Below are 17,284 nucleotides of genomic sequence, written 5' to 3' on the forward strand. Positions count from 1 at the left end.
AATGCATACCGGCCGCCGCCCGGCGCAACCCGTCCGGCCTGGCCTCATCTTTTTCAGGATACATTCATGCACAGCTTGCTTTCCATTGCCCCACAGACTGTCCGGCACAACCAGGCGCCGCGCCTGCCCGAGGCACGCGCACTCTATGAGACGCTGGGCGCGCCGCCGAATGCGGCCATGGCGCGCGCGGCCGCGCGCAATTATTTGCAGCAGCAACTGCTGGCGGCCGAGCAGTTGCCCAATGTGCTGCCCGAACGCCCGGAAGACTTGCTGAACTGGTCGCGTAGCAGTGCTGAAGCGGTCGGCGTGCAATACCAGGCCTACCTGGCCGAACGCAAGGCTGGCGCGGCGCCGCGTTTTTTCACCAGCAAGTCGCATGCCCTGTATTTCCTGCGCGCCGCCGCGCCGACGAAACTGGTCGACGGTTCCTGGCTGTACAGCGCCTTGCAGCAATGGCAGCACCAGCGCTTCCGCGCGCTGATCCAGATATACCTGGAAGAGCTTGGTGATGGTGTGGAAGAAAAAAACCATGTGGTGCTGTACCAGAAGTTGCTGGCCAGCCACGGCTGTGACGACTGGCACGAGCTCGACGATCAATACTATGTGCAGGGCGCCATCCAGCTGTCACTGGCGCATGATAACGGCAACTTTTTGCCCGAGATCGTCGGCTTCAACCTGGGCTACGAACAGCTGCCGCTGCACCTGCTGATCACCTCCTACGAGCTGAACGAATTGGGCATCGATCCCTATTACTTCAGCCTGCACGTCACGGTCGACAATGGCTCCACCGGCCACGCGCGCAAGGCCACCGATGCCGTGTTGCAGTTGATGCCGCGTTTTGGCGATGCGCAGGACTTCTATCGCCGCGTGCAGAACGGTTATCGTCTCAACGACCTGGGCGCCGGCACGAACGACATCATCAAGGGCTTCGATCTGCAACAGGAGCTGGTGCGCATCCTGTGCGAAAAAAGCGTGGCCGGCAAGAACATGCATTCCGACTACTGCCGCATCGGCGGCAAGAGCATCAACGACTGGCTCAGTGACAAAAGCCAGGTGCCCGCCTTGCTGGACAAACTGACGGCGACCGGCTGGATCCAGCGCGGCGCGCCAGCCGAAGACAGCCGTTTCTGGCGCCTGATCCAGAGCGAACGCGCCGAAATGTTCGGTGTCTTCAGCCCTTACGAGCAGCAGGTGCTGCGCGACTGGATCGAGGCTCCGCTGGGCGATACTGGCGTCGCCACGCCGCGCATCATGTCGCACCGTGCAGCCATGCGTTCCATCGATACCCTGGCCGACTCGCAGCCGCGTACGGCGCACCCCGGCCTGCGCGGCGTATTTCGTCGTCACCTGGGCCTGGAGCAGCCCGAGGAACAGAATATCGACATGGATCTGCGGGCGCTGGAACAGACGGTGGCGCAGCAGGGCAGCAAGGGTTCGGCGATGGACATCCTGATCCCCTTGATGTCGCCGGCCAACCACCATAGTGCGGCCGGTTTAATGGCGACCAGGCTGTACAAACAACTGCTTGCCTAGCATGGAAACCGGCTGTACGGAGTCAGGCATCCCGTAGTCTCTGCGCTTTCTGCAACCCTGGCATGTATTTTCAGTCGCCGTTGGTCGCCTGCCTGCGCCGGCTCACGCCCGGCGTCTGGCCGGTGATGCGTTTGTAGGCGCGGCTGAAGGCGGCCTGGGAGGCGTAGCCGAGGCGCTGCGCCACGGTCTCGACCGGTACCCGGCCCTGGCCCAGCCATTGGCTGGCCAGGTGCATGCGCAGTTCGGTGGCATAGCGCAGCGGCGGCGTGCCGATGGTTGCCTGGAAGCGTTCGGCGAACACGGAGCGCGAGCTGTGGCATTCAAACGCCAGTTCTTCCACCGTCCAGTTACGGCCCGGTTGCCGGTGCAGCGCCAGGATGGCGCGCGCCAGGCGCGGGTCGCGCAGCGCCGCCACCAGGCCGGAAGCATTATCGCAGCCACATTCGACCCAGCCGCGCACGATCATGGCGGCCGCCACTTCGGCCAGGCGCGCCAGGATGCCGGCAAAGCCGACCCTTCCTGAACAGACTTCGCTTTTCATGGCGCCGAGAATCGCCGCCAGGCCAGGGTAGCGTTGCCCCATGACGTCGGCCACCATCACCCCCGACATCAACGGCCCCAAGCCCTGCATGCCGCCGAGATCGAATTCCATGCAGCCATAAAATAGAATAGTGCCCGGCGTCACGCCCAGGCTGGGGCAAGCGTCGACGGCATCGACCTTGTCGCCCAGTGGCGAGGCCTGATAGATGTCGATATCGCATGCCGGCATCTCGGCGCTCGATAGAAGTTGATGCGCGCCGCCATGCGGCATCAACACGGCATTGCCCGCCGCCAGCGCATGCAGGGTGCCGTCACTGGTGCGCAGCACGGCCGAGCCGACCGCCAGGAAGTGAAAATAGGCATGTCCGGGCCTGGCCTCGAAGTTCAAGCCAAACTCGGCGCCGGCCTGGACCCGGCGGTACTGCACGCCGCGCAGGCGCATGTCGGTCAGCAGCGCGCTGATCAGGTCGGAGGACAGGGCGAACCCATTGGCTTCGATCATTTCCGGGGTTTCAGTCAAAAAATGCAGGGTTTCCATCATAGACCATCCTGTTTCACGCGTCTACAGTGGGCATCTTGTTGAAACCTTGAGGAAGCATGCGATGAGCGATTGTATTTGTGATGTGCCAGCCGGCGCCGGAACCCGTAACGCTGCTGCCGGCACCGAACCTGCGGCACCGGCCTGGATGGCGGTATTTTCGCTGACGATGGGCGTATTCGGCCTGCTGACGGCGGAATACCTGCCGGCCAGCCTGCTCACGCCGATGGCCGTCGACATGCGGGTGTCGGAAGCGCTGGCCGGGCAGGCCGTGACGATGACGGCCGTGGTGGCGCTGTTCGCCGGCTTGCTGGTGCCGCGCCTGACGCGCCGCTTTGACCGGCGCCTGGTGCTGCTGGCTTTTTCCACGCTGATGATCGCATCGAACCTGCTGGTGGCCTTGTCGTCCAGCCTGGGCGTGTTGTTGCTGATGCGCATGCTGCTCGGTGTCGCGCTGGGCGGCTTCTGGAGCATGGCGGCGGCGGTGGCGATGCGACTGGTGCCGGCCAGGCTGCTGCCGCGCGCGCTGGCGATCATTTTCAGTGGCATCGCCGTGGGCACGGTGGTGGCGGTGCCGCTCGGCAGCTATCTTGGCGGCCTGTACGGCTGGCGCAGCGCGTTCCTTGCCGCCAGCGCGATCGGCGTGGTCACGCTGGTGTTCCAGTGGCGGACCTTGCCGCGGCTGCCGGCCCGCCACACGGCCCGGCCCGGCACGGTAATGGGCTTGCTGCGCCGTCCCGGCATTGCGGTCGGCATGCTGGGCTGCGTGCTGGCGCATACCGGACACTTCGCCTTGTTTACCTATATCCGGCCGTTTCTGGAAACCACGGCACATGTCGCACCGGACACGCTGGCGCTGATGCTGCTGGGTTTTGGCCTGGCCAACTTTGCCGGCACCTTGCTGGCAGGGCAATTGATGCAACGCAGCCTGCGTCTGACCCTGGTGCTGATGCCTGCGCTGGTGGGGGTGGCCGCGCTGTCGCTGGTGCTGCTGCCGGCCTCACTGGCCGGGCAGGCCTTGCTGATGGCGATCTGGGGCCTGGCGTTTGGCGGCGTGCCGGTGGCCTGGTCGAACTGGGTGGCGCGCGCCCTCCCGGACCAGGCCGAAAGCGCCGGTGGCATGGTGGTGGCGTCGGTGCAGTCTGCGATTGCGGCGGGCGCCGCCGCCGGGGGCGCGATGTTCAGCGTCAGCGGCATCGCCGGCGTCTTTATGGCCGCTGGCGCCTTGATGCTGCTGGCGGCGCTGCTGATCGCGCTGCGCGTCAGGGTACCGGCCGCGCAGGCTGGTGCGAACGCGGGCGCGGCGTTTCATCCATGACGGTTCAAGCCTTGGGGGGCGCCGAAATCGAGCTGAGCAGTTTCCTGACCGCGCCATGGGCCATGACGATCTCCGGCGCGTCGTGCAGCAGCGCGTTGTATTTGGCCTGGAATTCCTTGTCGCCGTCTTCCGATGGTCCGATCAGCGCTTCGAGCGCGCGGCGGTAGGTCAGGGCGACCGCAGGGGTCACCGGTTCCGGTTCGTCCAGGCGCTCGTCCATCTGCGCCATCAAGCCGGACAGTTTTTGCAGCCAGGCGAAATGCGGGTGGTTGGTGACCAGTTGCAGCAGTTCCAGCGGGCTGCCAACGGCGCGGAAGTACTGGGTTTCCACGTTGATCAGGTGTTTGTGCAGGTCGCGCAAGGCGCGCGCCAGGGCGATCAGGCGGGCGCGTTCTGCCAGGTCGTTGTCGAGAGAGGTCATGCGTGGCTCCATGGGTGGCGATGCCTCAGTGTAGCGGCAATTGCGGCTTTTCGTCCCTGTCTTTGGGTCAGGCGAATCGTGGGTACTGGTCTTCTGGCAGGCGGCAAATGCGCGTTTCAGCGCTAGCATGGTTATTTTTCCCTACATCATGAACAAAAGCCGCGTGGAAGCATTTACCGATGGCGTGGTCGCCATCGCGATCACCATCATGGTGCTGGCGTTGAAGGTGCCCAGCGGGCCGCACTGGACCGAGGTGCTGGAGATGGCGCCGGTGCTGTGCGCCTACCTGCTCAGCTTTGTGTATGTCGGCATCTACTGGGTCAACCACCATCACGTGCTGCAACTGGCGCGCCAGGTCAACGGGCGCATACTGTGGACCAATCTGCACCTGCTGTTCTGGCTGTCGCTGGTGCCGCTGGTCACTGCCTGGGCCGGCAATTACCCTCTGACGCCGGCGCCGATGGCCTTGTATGGCGTGGTGCTCTTGATGTGCGCGGTGGCTTTTCGCATGCTGGTACGCTCGCTGGTGGCCAATGAAGGCCCGGATTCGCCGCTGGCGCAGGCGCTGGGCCATAGCCGAAAGAAGGAGTTGTCGATCGTGCTGTACCTGGTGGCGATTTGCCTGTCGCTATGGTATGCGCCGGCCGGCGCCGTTATCTACGTGGCCGTGGCGATTTTGTGGCTGATACCGCAGCGTCGGAAGGAAAACCCGCAATGAACAATTTTTCAAGGAGAACAGCATGACTCAGTCTTGCCAGCATCTGCACGATATCCACACGCGCGGCGCCAATTCGGATGGCTGCGAGGAATGCCTGAAAATGGGAGACGAATGGGTCCACCTGCGCGTATGCATGGTGTGCGGCCATGTCGGCTGCTGCGATGATTCGAAGAACAAGCACGCCACCAGGCATTTTCATGCGACCAGGCACCCGATCATCCGCTCGAAGGAGCCGGGCGAAACCTGGGGCTGGTGCTATGTCGATGAATTGTTCTACGATCCGATCTGACTGGTCTGGCTGGTCCAGTCTTTCAGTTTCACGCCCAGCATGTCGAACAGGTCGAATCTGGCGGGAAACAGGTTTTTGTTGGTGATGTCGGCGATCGAACCGGGCGTCGGCCCCGCGTCGCCGGCCGAGTGGTTGAAATAATTGAAGTCGAGCTTGATCTTGGCCTGCAGGTCGCTGGCGTAGTTTTCAGGGTAGGTCGCCTGTTCCAGCGGCGGCAAGGTATTGAAATGGTCGAGCACCGAACCGAAGAACTTGGTCATCTTGCCCGTGTTGTTATATTCCTGCATGGCCTGGCTGACCACCTGCTGGCGCCAGGCCGTTTCTTCCTGATAGGCCTGGGTGGCGGCGGCGCGCCGTTCATTGATGGTGAATGTGCCGCTTTCGTCATGCGAAATGGTCGACAGCTGCTCGCGCGACAGTCCGGCAAACGGGTTGGCCCCCTTGCTGTTGACAAACTCGTTGGCCGCCGTGGCGGATTTGGCCGAGGCCTTGTCGTCCGGCTGCGGCAGTTGCGCCGCGGCGGCCGCCTTGTGCGCCGTGTCGAGTTCGTAGAATACTTTTCTATCGTCAGCAATTAATTGGTCCTGCAGCGCCGTGTGATCGAGCCCCTTCAGGCGCTCGCTGGTATGCTCGGCCGCCGCCGACAGCCTGCCGGCCAGGGTCGAGATGGAAACGCCGCCAGCTACCGCGCCGACCGTGGCGCTGGCCTTGACGGAAGCGCCGCCGTCGATCGGGATTTGCCGGCTGGTTGTCGCGGTCACGTCGGGCTGGCGCGGTGTCGTTGTTGTTGCAGAAATGCCGACCATGGTCGTCTCCTCAAGGTGGTTGCCAAAAGGATAGCACAGTCACTCCGCAGGGGGCAGGCCGCTCCAGGCCCGTTGCAGCAGCTTACGCAAGGGCGCCGCTTCGATCGGGCGCGGATTCCAGTACGGATTGGCCAGCGCGGTGGCGCAAGCCTGGTCCAGGCCATCGGCCGGCATGCCGATTTCCTGAAGGCCCGCCGGGATGCCCAGTTCCTGCGCCAGCGCGAACATGCCCAGCGCTGCATCCGTGCTGCCCAGCGCGCGCGCGATGCGCCGCATGGCCTCGGGCGCCGCTTCGGCGTTGTAGGCCAGCGCGTGCGGCAGGATAATGGCGTGGGTTTCGGCATGCGGCAGGTTGAAGCTGCCGCCCAGGGTGTGGCACAGCTTGTGATGCAGCGCCATGCCGACCTGGCCAAGCACCGTGCCGCACAGCCAGGCGCCGTACAGGCAGCTGCTGCGCGCGTCCAGGTCTTGCGGGTCCTGGCGCAGCTTGCGCAGGCCGCTGGCCAGCGAGCGGATGCCTTCCTCGGCCATCAGCGACATGACCGGGTTGCCGTCCTGCGCGTACAGGCCTTCGGCCGCATGGGCAATCGCATTGATGCCGCTGACGAACGACATGGCGGCCGGCAGGCTGCGCGACAATCGCGGATCGTAGATGACGGTGCGCGGCAGCACTTTGCTGTCGCGGCCCGTGCGCTTGATGCCGTCTTCGGTGATGCCGAAAATCGGCGTCATTTCCGAACCCGCATACGTGGTGGGAATGGCGATAATGGGCAGGGGCGATTCCAGCGCGATCGCCTTGCCCAGGCCCACCGTCGAGCCGCCGCCGATGGCCACCGCGCAGTCGGCGCCCAGGCGCGCCGCCGCCGCCACCGCCTCCCTGGCACTGGCGATCGGCACATGCATCACGGCGCCCGCATGGATGCCGGCGCAGCGCCGGCCCAGCAGGCCTGCCACCATCTCGGCCTGCTGCGTCTGTTCGGGCGTGCACAGCACCAGCGCGCGGCTGGCGCCCAGCAGCTCGACCTCGCGCTCGACATGCTTGACGCTGTCAAGGCCGAACACCACGCGCGAGGCCAGCGCCGTATAGGTAAAGTCATACATGATCATTCCCCCTTGGTTTGTCGGTGGCGGGCACGGCGTAGTCGACCTGGTGGCGGGCGATGCGGCTGTCGCCGAGCAGCTCTTTGACGCGCAGGTGCTCGGGGTGGCTGGCGTAGGCCGCCAGGCTGGCCCTGGAATCGAAGTCCATGCACAGCACCACGTCGCAGGCGTAATCGACCCCGCTCATGTCCAGCCCCACCTCGACGCTGCGCATGCCGGGGATGCGGCCGGCCAGCGCTTCGAACGAAGCCTTGATCAATTGCGCTGCCGCGTTTTTCTCCTGCGGCGTGTCGCCGCGCACATCCCACATGACGATGTGCCTTACCACAGGCGGGTGCGATCCCGCCGTCGTTGCCTGTTCCATTGCGTATCCAATCGAGCGTGTTGTACAGGCCGGCGACTGGCGCCGGCGCGAGATCAAGCCTTGTTTTTGTTGTAGACATCGAAGAACACGGCCGCCAGCAGCACCAGGCCCTTGATGATCTGCTGGTAATCCACGCCGATGCCCATGATCGACATGCCGTTGTTCATCACGCCCATGATGAAGGCGCCCACCACCGCGCCCATCACCTTGCCGACGCCGCCCGAGGCCGAGGCGCCGCCGATAAAGCAGGCGGCGATCACGTCCAGCTCGAAGCCGGTGCCGGCCTTCGGCGTGGCGCTGTTGAGCCGCGCCGCGAACACCATGCCGGCCAGCGCCGCCAGCACGCCCATGTTGACGAAGGTGTAGAACACCACGCGCTCGGTGCGCACGCCCGACAGCTTGGCCGCCTTGGCGTTGCCGCCGACGGCGTACACGCGCCGGCCCATGGTGGTGCGGTTCATGACAAAGGTATAGACGCCGATCAGCACGCCCATCACCACCAGCACGGTGGGCATGCCGCGGTAGCTGGCCAGGATTGCCGACAGCGTGATGACGAGACCGGCAAGAATCGCGTTCTTCAGCACGAACAGGTAGACGGGGCCGCTATCGATACCATGTTTGCGTGCATTGCTGCGCTGGCGCCATTCAAGCACGAAAAAGCCTGCGCCTACCAGGCAGCCGAGCAGCATGGAGGTCATGCGCAGCGGCGTGGTGCCCAGCAGTTCGGGTATGAAGCCTGCACTCAGCAGCGAGAAGCCGGCAGGGAAGGGGCCGATCGACTGGCCTTCGAGCACCACCAGGGTCAGGCCACGAAACACCAGCATCCCGGCCAGCGTGACGATGAACGACGGCATGTGCCAGAATGCCACCCAGTAGCCTTGTGCCGCGCCGATCAGGGCGCCGGCCGCCACGCACAGCAAGGTGGCCGTGACGGTATCGACCTGGTGCTGCACCATCAGCACGGCCGCCAGCGCGCCGACAAAGCCGGCGATCGAGCCGACCGACAGGTCGATATGGCCGGCCACGATGACCATCAGCATGCCCAGCGCCATGATCACGATATAGCTGTTCTGCAGTACCAGGTTGGTGAGATTGAGCGACTGCATCAGCACGCCGCCGGTCGACCACTGGAAGAACGCCATGATCAGTATCAGCGAAATCATCAGGCCGTAGTCCTGGAAACCGCGCTTGAGCGCGCCCGAAAAATCCCCGCTGGGGAGCAGCGTGCCCGCAGGCGCTGCCGGTGCCAAAGTCTTTGCCATTTCAATTACCTCCATTTTTTACGATTGCCCGCATGATTTTTTCCTGGCTTGCTTCCTGCGCGCTGAATTCGGCCACGAAGCGGCCCTCGTTCATCACATAGATGCGATCGCACATGCCCAGCAGCTCCGCCATTTCCGACGAGATCATCACCACGCATTTGCCTTCGGCGACCACCTCGTTGATGATGGAATAGATCTCGTACTTGGCGCCCACGTCGATGCCGCGCGTCGGTTCGTCGAGGATCAGCACATCGGGCTGCGCATACAGCCATTTGCTGATCACCACCTTTTGCTGGTTGCCGCCCGATAGCTTGCCGACCGCCTGCGCGCCGTTCTGGCAGCGGATGCGCAGCTTGCGCAGGAACTCGTGGCCGACCGTCACTTCGCGCTGCTCGTCGATCACCGTGCAGCTGGACACGCCGCCCAGGTTGGCCAGCGTGATATTGCGTTCGATCGTGTCGTCGAGCAGCAGGCCATCGCCCTTGCGGTCTTCCGTCACATAGGCCAGGCCGGCTGCAATCGCCTTCGGTACGCTCGACACATCGACTTTCTCGCCGCGCAGGAAGGCTTCGCCACGAATATCGGCGCCGTAGGCACGGCCAAAAATGCTCATCGCCAGTTCCGTGCGGCCGGCACCCATCAGGCCGGCGATGCCGACCACTTCGCCGGCGCGCGCTTCGAAGCTGACGTCATTGACCATCTTGCGTTCGCGATGCACCGGGTGGCGTACGTTCCAGTTGCGCACTTCGAACACCGGTGCGCCGATATTGGGCGTGCGTTTCGGGTAGCGGTCGGCCATGTCGCGGCCCACCATGGCGCGGATGATGCGGTCTTCGCTGACCGGTCCGGCCTGGCAGTCCATGGCGTCCACCGTGGCGCCATCGCGGATCACGGTTATCGCGTCGGCCACGCGTGAAATCTCGTTGAGCTTGTGCGAGATGATGATCGACGTCACGCCGCGCGCCTTCAGCTCCAGCAGCAGTTCAAGCAGCCGTTCGCTGTCGTTTTCGTTCAGGCTGGCGGTCGGCTCGTCGAGGATCAGCAGCCGCACTTCCTTCGACAGCGCCTTGGCGATTTCCACCAGTTGCTGCTTGCCCACGCCCAGGCGGCCAATCGGCGTGTCGGGGCTATCGTGCAGGCCGACCTTTTCCAGCAACTGGCGCGTCTTTGCGTAGGAGACGGCCCAGTCGATCACGGTGCCGCGCGCCTGCTCGTTACCGAGGAAGATATTTTCTGTAATCGACAGCATCGGCACCAGCGCCAGTTCCTGGTGAATGATGATGATGCCCAGCGATTCGCTGTCGTGGATCGAGCCGAACTGGCGTTGCTGGCCCGCGTAGTTGACGATGCCGTCGAAGGAGCCGTGCGGATAGACGCCGCTGAGGATCTTCATCAAGGTCGACTTGCCGGCGCCGTTCTCGCCGCAAATGGCGTGGATCTCGCCCTGGCGCACCGTCAGGTTGACGTTGTTGAGCGCTTTCACGCTGCCGAAGCTTTTCTGTATGCCCCGCATTTCAAGGATGGTTTGCATGGTTTTCTCGCATTTTTCCGCCAGGCGCGCGCAGCACACGCGCCTGGCAAAGTGGGTGGCGCTTACTTCAGCTGCGCTTCGGTATAGAAGCGGCTGCGCGTGACCAGCACGTCTTTCCAGTTGGTGGCGTTCACCAGCACCGGCGTGACCAGGTAGGTCGGCACGATCTTCACGCCGTTGTTGTAGTTCTTCGTGTCGTTGACCTGCACCTGCTTGCCGCCCAGCGAGTCGGCCACGATATCGGCCGTGCGCGCAGCCAGTTCGCGCGTATCCTTGAACACGGTGGTGGTCTGGTCGCCGCGGATGACGGCCTTGATATTGGGGATGTCGGCATCCTGGCCGGTAATGACCGGCATTTTTTGCTGGCCGCTGCCGTAGCCGACGCCCTTGAGCGAGGAGATGATGCCGATCGCCACGCCGTCGTTCGGCGACCAGACCGCGTCGATCCTGCCCTTGCTGTAGAAGGCGCTCAGCAGATTGTCCATGCGCGACTGCGCCGTGGCGCCGTCCCAGCGATAAACCGAGACCTTCTCGATTGCCACCTGCTTGCTGCGGATGATCATCTTGCCGCTGTCGATATAGGGTTTCAGAACGGCCATGCCGCCGCCATAGATCTTGTGCGCGTTGTTGTCGTCGATCGAGCCGGCAAACACCTCGATATTCCAAGGCGTCTTGCTGCCGCTCTTGTCGTAGGCGCTGGTAATGCTTTGCGCCTGCAGCACGCCGACCTGGGCGTTGTCGAAGGTGGCGTAGTAGTCGACCTTGGCCGTCTGCGTGATCAGGCGGTCGTAGGAGATGATCTTGATGCCGCGGCTGCTGGCGTTCTGCAGCACTTCGGACAAGGTCTTGCCGTCGATGGGCGCGATTACCAGCGCCTTGACGCCCTTGGTGATCATGTTTTCGATCTGGCTGACCTGGGTCGGCACGTCATAGTCCGCGTACTGCAGGTTGGCCGCGTAGCCCTTGGCTTTCAGCGCGGCGACCATGTTCTGGCCGTCGCTGATCCAGCGCGCCTCGGTCTTGGTCGGCAGCGAAATGCCGATGGTGCCCTTGTCTTGAGCAAAGGCGGCGGGCGAGGCCACCAGTACGGTGGTGAACGATACTGCGATGACAGCTTGGGTAATCAGTTTCATCTTGCGTCTCCGTCTAGTTATGTGGGCGTGCCGTTTTTTTCAGGGCGAACGCTGCCAGCGAACCTCGCGGGAGGTTCGGCACCGGGTACTGGCAGCGTGGGGGAAATCAGTCGATAAAGACTTCCGCGCCGGCCTGCTTGCTGGACGCAAACATGGCTTCGATGACGCGGCTGATGTTCAGTGCCTGGGTGGCAGGCACGACGGAAGGGGCGCCCGTGCGCAGGGCATTGAAAAAGGCGTTCGCCTCGCGGTCGAAATATACGGGGTTGCCGATTTCAGCCAGTTCCGGCGAATACTCGGTTTTTTTGGTGGCCCAGATTTCAGGGAAACTGGTTTCCTGCCATTCGGTCCAGCCGGCCGGGCGCGCGCCCTTGCCCGAGTCGTAGACTTTATAGCTGGCCGGCAGCGAGCGCGACGACATGATGCCTTCGGTGCCGTAGGCGGTGATGTCCCAGCTTTCGGTCCATGGCAGCACGTCCCATGACATGAAGTCGAGCACCACCACCTTGTCGTCGTAATTGAGCACCGCGCCGGCCGCATCCTCGCGTGATTCGTCGCCGCGGAAATTGGCGAACTTGGTGATGCGCGCATTGACCGATTTTGGCACGCCGAAGTGCAGCAGGATGCGGTCGACCAGGTGGCAACCGATCACGAACACGGCGCCGCCGATGTCGCCCGGCTGCGTCATGTGGCTGGTGGCCGCCTCGTCATGCGAGCAGCCGCCGTGGGCGCGCACCTGCACCACCTTGCCCAGCCGGCCAGAGCTCAATGCTTCCTGCATCGCGTCGACCGACGGCGCGAAACGCCAGCAATAGCCCACCTGCAGCAGGCCGCCCGTGCGCTCGACCACCTGCACGATGCGGCTGGCGTCCTGCGCGCCGCGCCCGGCCGGCTTTTCCACCAGCACCGCCTTGCCCGCTTCGAGCGCTTCGATCGCCAGGTCGGCCATCTTTTCGCTTTTCGAGTGGATCAGCACCGCATGCACGGCGGGATCGCTCAGGATATCTTCCTTGCTGCGTACTTGCAGTCCCAGCGCGTCGACAAACGGCTGCAGCAGCGGGCTGTTGTCCCAGGCGCCCATCATTTTGGCGTCAGTGCGGCGCTGGATGGCTTTTACGCGGCCCGAGGTATGCGGGTGCGTCACGCCCAGGCAGGCAATCCCGGCCACCTGGTTCTGCGCAAGTTGGTAAGTCATGTCCGTCTCCTTGATGGATTATTTTTGCGACAGGCTTGACACCGCCACCGTCAGCCCGGTGCGCGCCGATTCCACGGCGCACTCGGCCAGCAGCAGAGCTTGCAAGCCGTCTTCGATGGTCACCGGCATGGCCGACTTGCTGGCCAGCGCGTCGACAAAGGCCGTCATTTCATTGCGGTAGGCATCGACATAGCGCTCCAGGAAGAAGTTGAGCAACGGTTCGCGCGCGTCGGTGGCGTCGGCCGTCCAGCGCCGCGCCGTTGACGGGCGCAGGTTATCCTGTAACAGCATGCCTTTCGAACCCGATACTTCGAAGCGCTGGTCGTAGCCGTAGACGGCTTCGCGGCAGCAATTGATCTGGCACTGCTTGCCGGACGCCGTTTGCAGCAGCACCATCACGGTGTCGTAGTCGTCCAGTTCGGCCAGCGAGCTGTCGACCAGGCGGCTGCCGATGGCGGTGACCTGCACCGGCTCTTCGCCCAGCAGCCAGCGCGCGAAATCGAGGTCGTGGATCACCATGTCGCGGAAGATGCCGCCCGAGTGCAGCACATACTCGCGCGGTGGCATACCGGGGTCGCGGCTGCTGATGATCACCTGGCGCACCTCGCCCACTTCACCGGCATCGATGGCCTTGCGAAATGCCTGCGAGGTCGGGTCGAAGCGGCGGTTAAAGGCCAGCATCACGCGGCCGTCCAGGCGCAGCACTTCGTCGGCGGCAGCGCGTGATTTTTCCAGGTCCAGGTCGATCGGTTTTTCGCACAGCACGGCCTTGCCCTGGCGCACGGCGCGCAGCATATAGGTGATATGGGTGTCGGTCGGCGTGCCGATGACGATGGCGTCGATGTCGTCGCGGTCGATCAGCGCGGCACAATCGGTGGAGGCCTCGCAGCCATGCTTGGCGGCCAGCGCCTGCGCCGCCGCTTCGACAGGGTCGGCCACGGCCACCAGGATGGCGTTGGGATTGGCGGCCACGTTGGCGGCGTGGATTTTACCGATGCGGCCTGCGCCCAGTACTGCGATTCTGATCATTGTTGTCTCCGTTGGTGTTTTTGTGGGTGAATTATTTTGCATTGCGCGCGTCAAGCGCCGCAAACTGCGCCATCGTCGTGTCGAAGGCGCGCTTGGCCATCACGTCGAGCGGCAGGCGGCGATACGATTCGGAGATCATCTCGACGCCGTAGTACTTGCCCGTGTAGCCGGCCTGCTGCACCGCGCCGATAAAACCGGGAATATCGTAAAAGCCTTCGCCGCACAGCTGGCGGTTGAAACGCGTGTCTTCGAACAGCGTGCCGACCACTTTTTCATCGGCGTCGTCCAGTTCCACCGACTTGATGAAGCGGGCAGGGATGGCGGCTACCTTGTCGAAGCCGTCACCGCTGCGCACCACGTGCCAGCTGTCGACCGTCAGGCCGCCGTTGTGCTGGTCGGCCGTCTGCACGATGGCCAGGCCGTCCTCGATATTGCGCACGATCGAAAACGGCATGAATTCGAGCGATACGGTGGCGCCGATGCCGTCGATCTCTTCGCACAGTTTGGCAAATTCGGCCGCCATGCGCGGGAAATCGGCCGGTCCCGGATCGGCAAAGCTGGCGCAGACCTTCAGGTTGCACATGCCCAGCGCGCCGCCCAGTTCCAGCACATCGCGCTTGAACTGGTCTGAACTGGCACGCAGTTCGCCGTCCTTGTACCAGTCGGCCAGGATCTCAAGTTCAAAGTACTTCATGCCATTGTCGGCCAGAATATTGCGCACGCCATTGACGCCAACGCGGGCAATTGTCGCTTTCAGGTCGTCGAGCACCAGGCCCAGGCCTTTCCAGCCGACCTTGGCGGCCGCTGCGGCGCGCGCTTCGAGCGGAAACGGGCTTACTTCGCTGGGCGAGCAGGGGTAAACGTCGCCGGCGATGGTCCAGTAGGCCGCCAGCAGGTCGATAGCTTGGGTTTGTGTCGCTTGGTTCATTGCAGATGCTCCATTGTTGCGAGATTGGTCGGGATAATCAGATTGCGTGTGGCGCCAGCGTGAAATTCCAGTCCACGCGCCAGAATGGTGCCGTGGTACCCAGTTCCAGTGCCTGCGCAGCGTCATCGATCTGCACGAAATCGGCCACCAGTTCGCGTTTGACGCCGAATACCGTGTCCTGCGCCAGGTAGGGGCAGTCGGGCGTGAAGATATGCGTGATGACCGGCGCGTAGCCGGGCGCGGTGACGATAAAGTGCAAATGGGCGGCGCGGTTCGGATGACGGCCCAGGCTGGCCAGCAGCTTGCCGACGGGGCCGTCATCGGGGATCGGATAGTGGCGCGGCTTGACCGACTTGAACCAGTAGCGGCCCTCGGCATCGCTGGTAAACACGCCGCGCAGATTGTGTTCGGGCTGGATGCCCTTTTGCTGCACGTCGTAAAAGCCGTCGTCATTGGTCTGCCATACTTCCAGGGTGGCGCCGGCCACCGCCTCGCCGTCCAGTCCCGTGACGCGGCCCAGCACCACCATTGGCTGGCCCTTGCCATCCTGGCAGATATCGGCGCCGAGCGGGTAATGGGGCGCATCGGCGACATAAAAGGGGCCGAGGATGGTGTTCGGCGTGGCCGCGCTGGGGCGGCGATGGTTGATGGCGTCGACCAGCATCGATACGCCCAGCACGTCAGACAGCAGGATGTATTCCTGGCGCCAGTCCGAGCACATCTGGCCTGTTTCCGTCAGGAATTTGATCGCGGCCAGCCATTCCTCGTGCGTGGGTTCGACTTCCTTGACGGCGGCGTGCAGGTGGCGCACCACGGCGCTCATGACCTGACGCAGCCGCGGGCTGACGTCGGCGCCCATGCGGGCGTTGACGACCTCGGCGGAACTGGCTTCGTCAAAATAGCCGGGAGCTTCCTGCTGCCCGGTTGGGGGTGGCGTGTGCATGACTTGTCTCCTGTTTGTTTTTTACTGCTTTTGTTTGAAACGAGTATATATTGACTCCATTCGATAAAACAGAGCAGCAAAGGCAAAGTCTTTTGCTAAAAACGGGACAATCGCATGAATCAATTACGAGAAATCGAGCTGTTTGTCAGCGTGGCCGACCTGGGCAGCATCAGCAAGGCGGCCGAGCACCTGGAAATCTCCATCTCGGCCGCCAGCCGCCACCTGATCGCGCTGGAGGAACGCTTGGGCGTGCAACTGGTGAAACGCACCACGCGCCGGCTATACCTGACCGAGGCCGGGGTCAAGTTCCACCAGCAGTGCAAGACCATCCTCGACAGCCTGCGCGAAGCGGAGAATATGGTGACGGCTACCGCCACCAAGCCGACCGGCACCCTGCGCGTCACCGCTTCGCTGTCGTTCTGCCTGCTGCATATCGCGCCGCTGCTGCCCGAATTTAACCGGCATTACCCGGACATCCAGGTGGAAGTGATCGCCGCCAACCGCTATTACGACATCATTGAAAACGGCGTCGATATCGCCATCCGCACTCGCCAGGTGGAAGCGGACAGTAATATCACGATACGCCGGCTGGCCGAAACGCGCCGCATCCTGGCGGCGGCGCCAGGCTATATCGAACAGCATGGCATGCCGATCTTGCCGCCCGACCTGCACCAGCACAAGGTGCTGAACTATGCGCTGGCGGCCAGTCCGCGCGAACTGCCTTTGAGGCGGGGCAATGAAAAGATCGTCACCAAAATCCGCCCGTTGCTCGAATCGAACGACGGCCAGGTGCTGCGCCATGCGGCGCTGGCAGGCCTGGGCATCCTGGTGCAACCGAAATACATCGTGTATGACGACCTGGTGGCGGGGCGGCTGGTGCCGGTGCTCGACGACTGGGATCTGCCGCGCCTGACCATCAATATAGCGTTCCAGACGCGCGCGCATATGCCGGCCAAGGACCGGGTCTTTATCGACGCGCTGGTGGAACGGTTCAGAAAGAACGACTACGAAAGGCTGTGGATCGCCTGAGAGGGAAGGGCAGGCCGTGAAGCGGCCCGCCGCGAGGTGTTTATTGTGCCTTGCCGCTTTGCGCTGCCAGGTGTTCGCCGATAAACCAGCTTTGCAGCTCATTGCTGCGCACCACCTGGCTGACGATCAGGTCGTTGCTGCCGTCGTCGCCCATGTCGGCGGCGGCGCGCGCCAGCGGACGTGCTTCCAGCAAAATCGTTTCATGCGCATCGAGCAGGCGCGACAGTTGGGCCAGCGCCGATTCGCGGCCGCGCGGGGCGCGCGCGATCGACGATTCGTCGACCACGTCCTGCGCCAGCGCGAAGGTCACGCCGCCCAGGGTCTGCACGCGCTCGGCGATGGCGTCCATGATCAGCACTTGTTCGCCGTAGTGCTTGTCGAACAGCAGGTGCAGCTGGTGGAAGGTGGCGCCGGAAGTCTGCCAGTGGGCCTTTTTGTAGGCGTCGCGGATCGCCATGGTATGGGCCAGCAGGCGGTTCAGCGCGTGCACGCCTTGCGCGCGCACTTCGGCCGACAGGCCGATGCGTACGTTGGCCAGGGAACCGAAGTCTTGCAGGATGTCAGGAGAGTTGCTCATGATGTGCTTTCAAAGTGAGTGAAAATGCG

The 17,284-nt window shown here is 63.5% G+C and carries 18 protein-coding genes; 5 read left to right on the plus strand and 13 right to left on the minus strand.

Annotated features, from left to right (window positions below; genetic code table 11):
- The first annotated feature begins 66 nt into the window (after positions 1-66).
- Positions 67-1,533 (plus strand): iron-containing redox enzyme family protein, encoded by a 1,467-nt coding sequence (locus tag AC0Z42_RS05705; RefSeq protein ID WP_485467265.1) that lies wholly within the window; start codon positions 67-69, stop codon positions 1,531-1,533.
- A gap of 70 nt (positions 1,534-1,603) precedes the next feature.
- Here AC0Z42_RS05705 and AC0Z42_RS05710 read toward each other — a convergent pair whose 3' ends face one another.
- Positions 1,604-2,614: an AraC family transcriptional regulator gene (locus tag AC0Z42_RS05710; RefSeq protein WP_485467266.1), complete on the minus strand. Its 1,011-nt coding sequence runs from the start codon at positions 2,612-2,614 to the stop codon at positions 1,604-1,606.
- 61 nt (positions 2,615-2,675) lie between these two features.
- On the opposite strand from AC0Z42_RS05710, the gene AC0Z42_RS05715 reads away from it, so the two are divergent.
- Positions 2,676-3,929, plus strand: a complete 1,254-nt coding sequence (locus tag AC0Z42_RS05715; protein ID WP_485467267.1) for an MFS transporter — start codon at positions 2,676-2,678, stop codon at positions 3,927-3,929.
- A gap of 4 nt (positions 3,930-3,933) precedes the next feature.
- Here AC0Z42_RS05715 and AC0Z42_RS05720 read toward each other — a convergent pair whose 3' ends face one another.
- Entirely contained in the window at positions 3,934-4,350 is a 417-nt protein-coding gene (locus AC0Z42_RS05720) for a hypothetical protein (RefSeq protein WP_485467268.1), read from the minus strand.
- 148 nt (positions 4,351-4,498) lie between these two features.
- Between AC0Z42_RS05720 and AC0Z42_RS05725 the strand changes: the two genes are divergently transcribed.
- Both AC0Z42_RS05725 and AC0Z42_RS05730 read left to right on the plus strand, forming a co-directional pair.
- Entirely contained in the window at positions 4,499-5,068 is a 570-nt protein-coding gene (locus AC0Z42_RS05725; protein WP_485467269.1) for a TMEM175 family protein, read from the plus strand.
- Positions 5,069-5,090: 22 nt separating this feature from the next.
- Positions 5,091-5,357 (plus strand): UBP-type zinc finger domain-containing protein, encoded by a 267-nt coding sequence (locus tag AC0Z42_RS05730; protein WP_065309494.1) that lies wholly within the window; start codon positions 5,091-5,093, stop codon positions 5,355-5,357.
- On the opposite strand, the gene AC0Z42_RS05735 is transcribed toward AC0Z42_RS05730, so the two are convergent.
- From AC0Z42_RS05735 to AC0Z42_RS05780, 10 genes are all read right to left on the minus strand, one after another.
- Complete coding sequence (locus AC0Z42_RS05735; protein ID WP_485467270.1) at positions 5,342-6,163, minus strand: hypothetical protein; 822 nt, start codon at positions 6,161-6,163, stop codon at positions 5,342-5,344. The genes AC0Z42_RS05730 and AC0Z42_RS05735 overlap by 16 nt on opposite strands.
- A gap of 39 nt (positions 6,164-6,202) precedes the next feature.
- On the minus strand, positions 6,203-7,264 hold the full coding sequence (locus AC0Z42_RS05740; protein WP_485467271.1) for a maleylacetate reductase: 1,062 nt from the start codon (positions 7,262-7,264) through the stop codon (positions 6,203-6,205).
- The gene (locus tag AC0Z42_RS05745; protein ID WP_485467272.1) at positions 7,257-7,628 is read right to left on the minus strand and encodes a Dabb family protein; all 372 of its coding nucleotides are present in this window, start codon (positions 7,626-7,628) and stop codon (positions 7,257-7,259) included. The genes AC0Z42_RS05740 and AC0Z42_RS05745 overlap by 8 nt, the downstream gene beginning before the upstream one ends.
- Before the next feature lie 53 nt (positions 7,629-7,681).
- Positions 7,682-8,905, minus strand: coding sequence for a multiple monosaccharide ABC transporter permease (mmsB, locus tag AC0Z42_RS05750; protein WP_485467273.1), 1,224 nt, complete (start codon positions 8,903-8,905; stop codon positions 7,682-7,684).
- Positions 8,892-10,421 (minus strand): multiple monosaccharide ABC transporter ATP-binding protein, encoded by a 1,530-nt coding sequence (mmsA, locus tag AC0Z42_RS05755; protein ID WP_485467274.1) that lies wholly within the window; start codon positions 10,419-10,421, stop codon positions 8,892-8,894. Before mmsA ends, mmsB begins: the two co-directional genes overlap by 14 nt.
- Before the next feature lie 62 nt (positions 10,422-10,483).
- Positions 10,484-11,554 (minus strand): multiple monosaccharide ABC transporter substrate-binding protein, encoded by a 1,071-nt coding sequence (gene chvE / locus AC0Z42_RS05760; protein ID WP_485467275.1) that lies wholly within the window; start codon positions 11,552-11,554, stop codon positions 10,484-10,486.
- A 106-nt stretch (positions 11,555-11,660) separates the two neighbouring features.
- Positions 11,661-12,749 (minus strand): Gfo/Idh/MocA family protein, encoded by a 1,089-nt coding sequence (locus AC0Z42_RS05765; RefSeq protein ID WP_485467276.1) that lies wholly within the window; start codon positions 12,747-12,749, stop codon positions 11,661-11,663.
- A gap of 18 nt (positions 12,750-12,767) precedes the next feature.
- Positions 12,768-13,778, minus strand: a complete 1,011-nt coding sequence (iolG, locus tag AC0Z42_RS05770; protein ID WP_485467277.1) for an inositol 2-dehydrogenase — start codon at positions 13,776-13,778, stop codon at positions 12,768-12,770.
- 31 nt (positions 13,779-13,809) lie between these two features.
- Complete coding sequence (locus tag AC0Z42_RS05775) at positions 13,810-14,706, minus strand: sugar phosphate isomerase/epimerase family protein (protein WP_485467278.1); 897 nt, start codon at positions 14,704-14,706, stop codon at positions 13,810-13,812.
- Between the two features lie 37 nt (positions 14,707-14,743).
- Positions 14,744-15,649 (minus strand): intradiol ring-cleavage dioxygenase, encoded by a 906-nt coding sequence (locus AC0Z42_RS05780; protein WP_485467279.1) that lies wholly within the window; start codon positions 15,647-15,649, stop codon positions 14,744-14,746.
- A 114-nt stretch (positions 15,650-15,763) separates the two neighbouring features.
- Between AC0Z42_RS05780 and AC0Z42_RS05785 the strand changes: the two genes are divergently transcribed.
- Entirely contained in the window at positions 15,764-16,678 is a 915-nt protein-coding gene (locus AC0Z42_RS05785; RefSeq protein ID WP_485467280.1) for a LysR family transcriptional regulator, read from the plus strand.
- A 40-nt stretch (positions 16,679-16,718) separates the two neighbouring features.
- On the opposite strand, the gene AC0Z42_RS05790 is transcribed toward AC0Z42_RS05785, so the two are convergent.
- A complete protein-coding gene (locus tag AC0Z42_RS05790) occupies positions 16,719-17,255 on the minus strand; it encodes a Dps family protein (protein WP_426076291.1) in 537 nt (178 codons plus the stop codon).
- Positions 17,256-17,284 lie beyond the last annotated feature (29 nt).

The organism is Janthinobacterium sp. 1L-D-8-B-C4 (assembly GCF_057291295.1).